Here is a 7,615-nt window from a genome sequence, read left to right as displayed (position 1 = left end):
CGCGGTGGCCGAGGCCACCGAGCACGAGGAGTGGGTCGACGGCATGCGCGAGCGCGGTGCGGCCGGCCCGGACTCCTGGGAGCCGGTGCCCGTCCCGCTGCCGACCTACGTCACCGCGCCGGTCGCCCCCCGGGTGTCCCGCGGCCTCGACCTGTCGGCCCCCGGCACCTGGACCGCCGGTCGCCCCGCCGAGTCCCGCAGCACCCCGCTGTTCGACCAGTACGCCGAAGCCCCGGCTCCGGAGCCCCGCCCCCGCGCCGCCAACGAATGAGGTGGGTGACCACCCCCGACCAGGGGGTGGTCACGGACCCCCTCCGGAAGGTGCTAGAGTTTCTTCTCGTTGGGGCTGTGGCGCAGTCCGGTAGCGCACCTCGTTCGCATCGAGGGGGTCAGGGGTTCGAATCCCCTCAGCTCCACCCAACGGACCGGCTCCGATCGGTCCAGCAAGTCCCGTCGGGAGTCAACTCCCGGCGGGACTTCGCGTTTTGCGGGTCCGACGGCCCGGCGACCAGGCCGGTGACCGAGGTCACACCGCCCTCACCAGGCGGAAATCTGACGTGCTTTGGGACTCAGGGGAGTTTCAGAGGGGTCAGTTATGGTGGGTGGGCCCAGACGCTGACGAGGGAACGATCTGGTCTATCTCAACGGGGTGCCATCGCGGTGCGCGAGTTCGGTCTGACACGGTGGACGCGGCAGGCGGACCCGGAGGGGCCAGACGGCGGCCCGGCGAACGGAAGACCGAACTCCTGGACCATCGCGGCGGCCTGCGTCGCGGCAGTGTCGGTGGCGGCCTTCGTCCTCCAGCGGCACCTGCACGGCGCCACCATGGTCGACATGCTCGTCTACCGGGCCGAGGGCCAGGCCGTCGTCAACGGCGACGACCTGTACGCGATGCGGCTGCCCGGCTGGGACCTGCCGGCCACCTACCCGCCGTTCGCCGCGATGCTGTTCGTACCGAGCACCTGGTTCGACGTGAGCACCCTGCGCGTCCTGGTGATGCTCGGCAACTACGCACTGCTCGGCCTGGCCGTGTTCCTGTCGCTGAAGCTGGCCGGCTGGCCCGCCCGGCGGCACCGGCCGGCCGCCACCATCCTCGCCACCGGCCTCGCGGTCTGGCTGGAGCCGGTCTACACCACCTTCCAGTACGGCCAGGTCAACCTCGCCATCCTCTGCCTGGTGCTGTGGGACCTCACCCGGCCCGACCGCAGCCGCGCCAAGGGCGTGGGCATCGGCCTGGCCACCGCGATCAAGATCACTCCCGGGCTGTTCGCCGTCTACCTGTTCCTGACCGGCCGGATCCGGGCCGCCCTGGTCTCCATGGGCACCTTCCTGGCGGCCGGCCTGATCGGCTGGATCATGCTGCCCGACGGCTCGTACGGGTTCTGGACCACGTACCTGTGGGACCCGAGCCGGGTCGGCGTCACCGTGCTGGTGGACAACCAGTCGCTGCGCGGGGCCGTCTGCCGGCTGCTCGACGTCAACGACCCCGGCCTGGTCGGGCTGATCGCCTCCGCGCTGGTCGCCACGCTCGGGCTCGGGGTGGCCGTGCTCGCCGGGCGCTCCGCCCGGGTGCTGCGCCGGGCCGACGCCTGGGGCGGCGTCTGCGCCGCCCTCACCGCGCTGCTGGTCTCGCCGATCAGTTGGACCCACCACTGGGTCTGGTGCATCCCGCTGATCGCGCTGCTGGCCGCCGAGGCCCGGAGCACCGGCCGCCGGGTGCTGCTCGGCGTGACGCTGCTGGTCTTCCTCTCCCACGTGATGTGGGCCGTGCCGCACCGCTGGGGCCGCGGGGTCTCCTGGTACTGGCAGCTGCCCGGCTCGATCTACCCGCCGATCGCCGTCGCCGTCCTGGTCGTCATCGGGGTGCGGCTCTACCGGGCCCGGCGGCAGGCGGTCGACGCCTCGGCCGGAGCCTGGGCGCTGCTCGGCGCCAGGCTCGACCACGAGCCCGACCACGAGCCCGACCGTGACCCCGCCCTGACCAATCGGTCCTGACGGACCAGAGAGGGACCGGAGCCGACGTGACCACCCAGACCGCGACCCCGCCGACGCCCCGGGCCGCCGTGCCCGCCGCCGCCCGCAGGGCCGCGACCGTCCTGGGCACGCCCGCCCGGCGCACCCTGGTGCTCGGCCTGCTGTGCTTCGCGGTGACGTGCGCCATCGGCATGCAGGGCTGGGCCTCCGTCTCGCTCGGCGGCTTCGACCTGGGCATCTTCGACCAGGGCATACGCGGCTACGCCCACTTCGGGCTGCCGGTCTCGACGCTGAAGTCCTACCACCACGAGTTCCCGCCCGGGTTCTCACTGCTCGGCGACCACTTCTCCCCGGTCCTGGCGCTGCTCGCGCCGCTGTACTGGATCTGGGACGACCCGCGCTCGCTGATCATCGGACAGGCCCTGCTGTTCGCGCTCGGGGTGCCGCTGATCCGCCGGATCGCCGCGTACTCCTTCGCCGCCGCCGAGCCGCGCACCGCCCGCCGGGCCGCCGACCTGGCCGGGCTGACCTACGCGCTCGGCTGGCCGCTGCTGGTCGCCTCCCGGGTCGGCTTCCACGAGGTGGCCTTCGCCGTCCCGCTGACCCTGCTGATGCTGGAGCGCGGCCTGGCCCGCCGCTACGGCACGGTGGTGCTCGCCGCGGTGCTGCTGTGCTGCACCAAGGAGGACATGGGCCTGCTGGTCGGCGCGTACGGCCTGGTGCTGCTGCTGCGCACCCGCCGCACCGGGGACCGCGCCGGGCGCTACACCGGGATCGGCCTGCTGCTCGGCGGGCCGATCGCCTCCGCGGTGGCGATCAAGTGGCTGATCCCGGCCATGGGCGGGGAGCCGGGCTACTACTGGAACTACGAAACCCTCGGCGCGGACGGCGGCCAGGCGGTCACCAACCTGCTGCACGACCCGTTCCTGCTGGTGCAGACCGCCTTCGACCAGCCGCTGAAGCCGCTGCTGCTGCTCTGGCTGTTCGGGACCCTGTTCCTGCTGCCGCTGCGCTCGGCCACCGTGCTGTGCCTGGTGCCGCTGCTGGCCGAGCGGATCCTCTCCAGCAACCCCAACCACTGGTCGATCGCCCGGCACTACGACTCCCTGCTCTGGCCCGTCCTGCTGACCGCCACCGTCGAGGTGCTGGGGCGGCTGAGCAGCACCGAGCGGACCGAACGGACCCGGCGGCGGGCCCGGCTGCTGGGCCTGGGCACGGTCGGGGTCGCGCTGGTGGCGGCGGTGCCGATCGGGCTGCTGCAGCTGGCGGTGCCCTCCTCCTGGGAGCCCCGGGCGAGCGAGGCCGCGCTGGTCCGGGCGGCCGCGCTGATCCCGGACGGCGCCTCGGTGGAGGCCGACAACCAGATCGCGCCCCGGCTGACCGCGCGGACCGACGTGGTGCTGGTGGACGGCACGCCGCGCGGACGCGACTACGTACTGACCCGCTCCGACAAGCGGTCCTTCCCGTTCAAGACGGACAAGGAGCAGGCCGACCGGATCCAGCTGCTGCTGGCGCACGGCTACCGGCAGCTCTGGGCCGAGGACGGGGTGGTGCTGCTGCACCGGGAGGGCGACCAGCCGGTGCCCGGCGAGCACGTGCCGGGGCCGGGCAGCAAGCCGGTCCAGGACGAGGTGCCGTCCGACGTGGGGCACAACCTGTTCAAGGGCTGAGCCAGGTCTCGCGGACGATGACCACCGGGCAAGGCGCGTGGCACAGGCAGTAGTGGGCGACGGTGCCCAGCGGGACGTCCGGCGGGGTGGCGTGGCCCCGGTTGCCGAGGACGAGCAGGCCGGCGCCGGTCGCGGCGGCGACCAGCGCGGGGCCCGGTGACCCGGCCCTGAGGCGGCGGCTCAGCGGAAGGGCGCAGCCGGCCGCCGTCTCGTCGAGGATCTCCGCGGCCCGGCGCTCCGGCTCGAAGCCGTCCAGGGCGGGCGGGACGAGACCGTGCTCGCCGAAGAGACAGGGGAAGTCCCAGACCGCGACCGCCTCCAGCGCGCCGCCGGTGAGGCGGGCCAGCCCGGCCGCCCAGCGGACGGCGGCGCGGGCGGGGGCGGAGCCGTCCACGCCGACCACGATCCGGGCGGGCGGCTGCATGCTTCGAGGGTAGGGCCTGCCCCCTGGGCCGTGTCGCCCCGGGCGGGACCCGGGAGACGGGCCCCGGACATGCCGGAGGGCCGGCCGGAAGGTGTCCGGCCGGCCCTCGGGTGGGCGGGGTTACGGGCGCTCGGCGTAGTTGCCGTGCTGGTGCGAGCCCTGGGGCGGGACGGCGCCGTAGTGGCCGGGGCGGCGGCCGCGCGGGTGGCGGGTCAGGTGGTAGCCGAGGACGCCGGCCAGGGCGGCCAGGAAGCCGCCGCCGATGGTCCAGTACCAGCGGCTGTTCCAGCCGGAGAACCAGCCGGTGTACCAGTGCTCCTTCTCCGCGACCGGGGCCGCGGCCTTGGCCGTACTGGCGCCGCCGCCGACCGGCGGGACCAGCGGGGCCTTGAGCGCGCCGCCCTCGGGCTGGGCGTTGTCGGCGTTGCCCTTGGCGGCGACGTGCAGCTGGGCCGTGGCGGGCAGGCCGAGGTCGGGCTGCGGGGCGTCGGTGACCGACAGCCGGACGTAGTAGGTGCCGGGCAGCGGGTCGCCGGACCACGGCTCGGCCCAGGTGCGGACCTCGCGCAGGGTGCAGTTCAGCGCCAGGCTGGTGGCGCTCTGGTCGCCGGTGGCGTTCTGGGTGCCCGCGGTGCAGGCCTGGCGGCGGCGCAGCCCGTCGAAGACCTCGACGGTCCAGGTCTGCGGGCCGTGCCGGTCGGTGGCCGGGGCCAGGTTGACGGTCAGGTCGACCGTCGGGGTCTGGCCCTCGGAGGCGCCGAACGCCCAGTACAGGTAGTCGCCGGTGGAGACGGCGACGTTGGCGTCCTGGCCGGGGGAGAGGTTGACCGCGGTCAGGAAGGAGGTGCCGGCCTTGGTGGCCGGGGCCGGGGTGCCGCTCGCGGCCGCCGTGGGGGAGGGCGAGGCGGCGGAGGCGGCCGGGGCGCCCAGCGCGAGGGCGGGCAGCAGGGCGAGGGCGGCGAGGGTGCCGCGGATCGTCGTACGCATGGTCAGTTCTCCCGCCAGACGGCGATCCGCCAGCGTGCGATCCAGCCGGCGAGCAGGCCGAAGACCAGGCCGGCCAGGGTGAGGGTGAGCAGCAGGATCCAGCCGCGGCCGAGGCCCATCGCGGCGCCCTCGGGGGCGGGCGAGGCGGAGGCGAGGTCCACGGTCAGTTCCAGCGGCATGCCGGGGTCGGTGTGGACGCCGGCCTGCGGGGCCAGCGCGTTGCTGACGACCAGGCAGACGGTGGTGTCCGGCTTGTCCTTGGACGAGGCGGTCGGGCTCGCGGTGACGTAGCCCTTGGAGTCGTTGGTGGACCAGCGCAGGCCGGTGGAGATGACGTCGGTGCGGGTGCTCGCGGCGTCGGTGCCGCGGACGAGCTCCTGGCCGGTGGCGCTGGTGGCCTGGAGCAGGACGCCGTAGTCCCGGGCCACCGCGCGGTCGAGGCCCACGCTGACCGAGGCGCGCAGCTCCTGGCCGGCCTTGACCGGCACCTTGTAGACGCGGTGCTCGGAGAACTTCTCCCGGTCGCTGTAGACGCCGGGAGTGAGCACCGGGGCGCTCTCGCACTTGTCGGTGCCGGCGGTCTTGACCGGGTTGACGGTGTAGGTGTCGTCGTTGCGGTCGATCAGCTGCTTCACCTTGTCGGTGAGCTGCTGGCCGGTGCGCACGTCGGTGTAGGTGCCGCCGGTCGCGTTGGCGATGCAGAGCAGCTGCTGGCGGGTCTTGTCGTCGTGGGCCAGGCCGAGGGTGTCGACCACCAGGTGGATGCCCTGGGCGGCGAGCTCGCGGGCCACGTCGCACGGGTCCGGCGGGGCGCAGTCGTCCTCGCCGTCGGTGATCAGCACGATCCGGCGGGTGGCGTCGCCCTTGCCGAGGTCCTGGGCCGCGCCGCGCAGGGCCAGGCCGATCGGGGTCCAGCCGGTGGGGCGCAGGGTGGCGACCGCGGTCTTGGCCTCGACCTTGTTGGTCTTGCCGACCGGGAAGAGCTGCTTGGTGTCCTGGCAGCCGACGTTCTTGTCGTTGCCGGGGTAGGTGGCGCCGAGGGTGCGGATGCCGAACTCGGCCTCCGAGGGCAGGGCGTCGATCACCTCGTTGAGCGAGTTCTGGGCCACCGAGATGCGGCTCTTGCCCTGGATGTCGGCGGTGTTCATGGAGCCGCTGACGTCCAGGATCAGGTCGACCCTGGGGGCCTCCTTCGGTGCGGGGGAGGCGCCGGCTGAGGGTTCGTCGGCTTGGGCTGGCAGGCCGAGGAGCAGCGAGGCGCCCGTTATCGCCAGGGCGGCCAGCAGGCTGCCGAGCCTGGTCTTCGGTCGTCGTCCGGTATTCACCCGGCCGATCCTAGGGATCATCAGTTCGTCAAGGCCAAACGAGACCGGGCGGTGCACCCGCCTGCCCCGGCGTGAACTCCGGCGCGTGGTCGAGGGATTGCGCGACGCAAAGCTCACGGTGGCCTTACCGGCGCTGGATAGCCTTCGGGGGGACCGGATGGAGGCGGGGTGCGGATGGAGCTGACCGCGGTCGGCAAGCGGTACGGGCGGGGCGGGCGGTGGATCCTGCGGGACGTCCAGCTGGCCGTCGGGCCGGGGGAGTTGGTGCGGATCGCCGGGGCGAACGGGAGCGGCAAGTCGACCCTGCTGCGGCTGGCGGCCGGGATCGAGCGGCCGAGCACCGGCCGGGTGGTGCGGCCCGGGACCGCGGCGTACGTGCCGGAGCGCTTCCCGCCGGCGCTGCCGTTCGACGCCGCCTCCTACCTGCTGCGGGTGGGGCGGGTGCACGGGCTGTCGGCGGCGGCGGCGCGGCGGAGCTCCGGGGAGTGGCTGGACCGGTTCGGCATCGCGGACCGGGCGGGCACCCCGCTGAGCCGGCTGTCCAAGGGCACCTGCCAGAAGGTCGCGGTGGCGCAGGCGCTGATCGCCGAGGCCCGGGTGCTGCTGCTGGACGAGGCCTGGACCGGGCTGGACCCGCAGGCCCGGGCGGTGCTGGACGACGCGGCCGCCGAGCGGGCGGCGGCGGGCGGCACGGTGCTGTTCGTGGACCACGACCCGGCCCGGCTGGCCGGGCGGACCAGCGCGGCCTACCGGGTCGGCCCGGACGGCGGGCTGCGGCCGGCGGAGGAGTCGACGGCGGTGGACCGGGGCGGGCCGGTGATGGAGATCGAGGTGGACGTCCCGGACGACGCCCCGCTGCCGGAGCGGCTGCCCGGCGCGCCGGTGCCGACCCCGCTGGGCGGCACGGCGGTGCGGCTGACGGTGCCGGCCGCGTACTCGGACGCGCTGCTGCGCGGCCTGCTGGTGAGCCGCCCGGCGCTGCGGGTGCTGGCGGTGCGTCGACGGGAGGAGGAGCGGTGAGGCAGCTCGGCGCGCTGACCCGGTACCACCTGGAGCTGCTGGTGCGCTCGCACGCCTGGCTGCCGCCGTTCCTGGCGTTCGCGCTGGTGCTGGTGATCGGGGTGACGCCGGGCGATCCGCTGCTGGGCGGGCTCGGCTTCGGCGCGGGGCTGCTGGTACCGGTGAGCGCCTGGTTCGTGCGTAGCGTGCTGACCGCCGAGCCGCCGGCCTCGCGG

General features: G+C 74.4%; 6 protein-coding genes, 1 tRNA gene and 2 pseudogenes. 6 read left to right on the top strand and 3 right to left on the bottom strand.

Translation table 11 applies throughout. The annotated features are described in order from the left end of the window. The 4 genes and pseudogenes from BG452_RS15510 to BG452_RS15495 all read left to right on the top strand — a co-directional run. Positions 1–271, top strand: a pseudogene (locus BG452_RS15510) (hypothetical protein); the annotation flags it as partial. A 71-nt stretch (positions 272–342) separates the two neighbouring features. Continuing rightward, positions 343–416, top strand: a tRNA-Ala gene (locus BG452_RS15505). Between the two features lie 244 nt (positions 417–660). After that, on the top strand, positions 661–1,995 hold the full coding sequence (locus tag BG452_RS15500) for a glycosyltransferase 87 family protein (protein ID WP_188304873.1): 1,335 nt from the start codon (positions 661–663) through the stop codon (positions 1,993–1,995). Positions 1,996–2,021: 26 nt separating this feature from the next. After that, on the top strand, positions 2,022–3,644 hold the full coding sequence (locus tag BG452_RS15495) for a DUF2079 domain-containing protein (protein ID WP_317621057.1): 1,623 nt from the start codon (positions 2,022–2,024) through the stop codon (positions 3,642–3,644). Here the strand turns inward: BG452_RS15495 and BG452_RS15490 are convergent. The 3 genes from BG452_RS15490 to BG452_RS15480 form a co-directional block, all read right to left on the bottom strand. Next, complete coding sequence (locus BG452_RS15490) at positions 3,634–4,068, bottom strand: universal stress protein (protein WP_188304872.1); 435 nt, start codon at positions 4,066–4,068, stop codon at positions 3,634–3,636. The two genes, BG452_RS15495 and BG452_RS15490, sit on opposite strands and share 11 nt — an antisense overlap. 120 nt (positions 4,069–4,188) lie before the next feature. After that, positions 4,189–5,055 carry a peptidase gene (locus tag BG452_RS15485; RefSeq protein WP_223242259.1) on the bottom strand — a complete coding sequence of 289 codons (867 nt, stop codon included), beginning with the start codon at positions 5,053–5,055 and terminating at the stop codon, positions 4,189–4,191. Between the two features lie 2 nt (positions 5,056–5,057). After that, positions 5,058–6,380: a VWA domain-containing protein gene (locus BG452_RS15480; RefSeq protein WP_317621056.1), complete on the bottom strand. Its 1,323-nt coding sequence runs from the start codon at positions 6,378–6,380 to the stop codon at positions 5,058–5,060. Between the two features lie 174 nt (positions 6,381–6,554). On the opposite strand from BG452_RS15480, the gene BG452_RS15475 reads away from it, so the two are divergent. After that, complete coding sequence (locus BG452_RS15475; RefSeq protein WP_188304870.1) at positions 6,555–7,400, top strand: ATP-binding cassette domain-containing protein; 846 nt, start codon at positions 6,555–6,557, stop codon at positions 7,398–7,400. Then, positions 7,397–7,615 (top strand): annotated as a pseudogene (locus BG452_RS15470) (ABC transporter); the annotation flags it as partial. The gene BG452_RS15475 and the pseudogene BG452_RS15470, both read left to right, overlap by 4 nt.

This window comes from Streptomyces sp. CBMA123, assembly GCF_014596465.1.
Lineage (GTDB): Bacteria > Actinomycetota > Actinomycetes > Streptomycetales > Streptomycetaceae > Kitasatospora.
The sequence above is the reverse complement of the archived record's forward strand: the minus strand, read 5'-3'. Positions and strand labels throughout refer to the sequence as shown.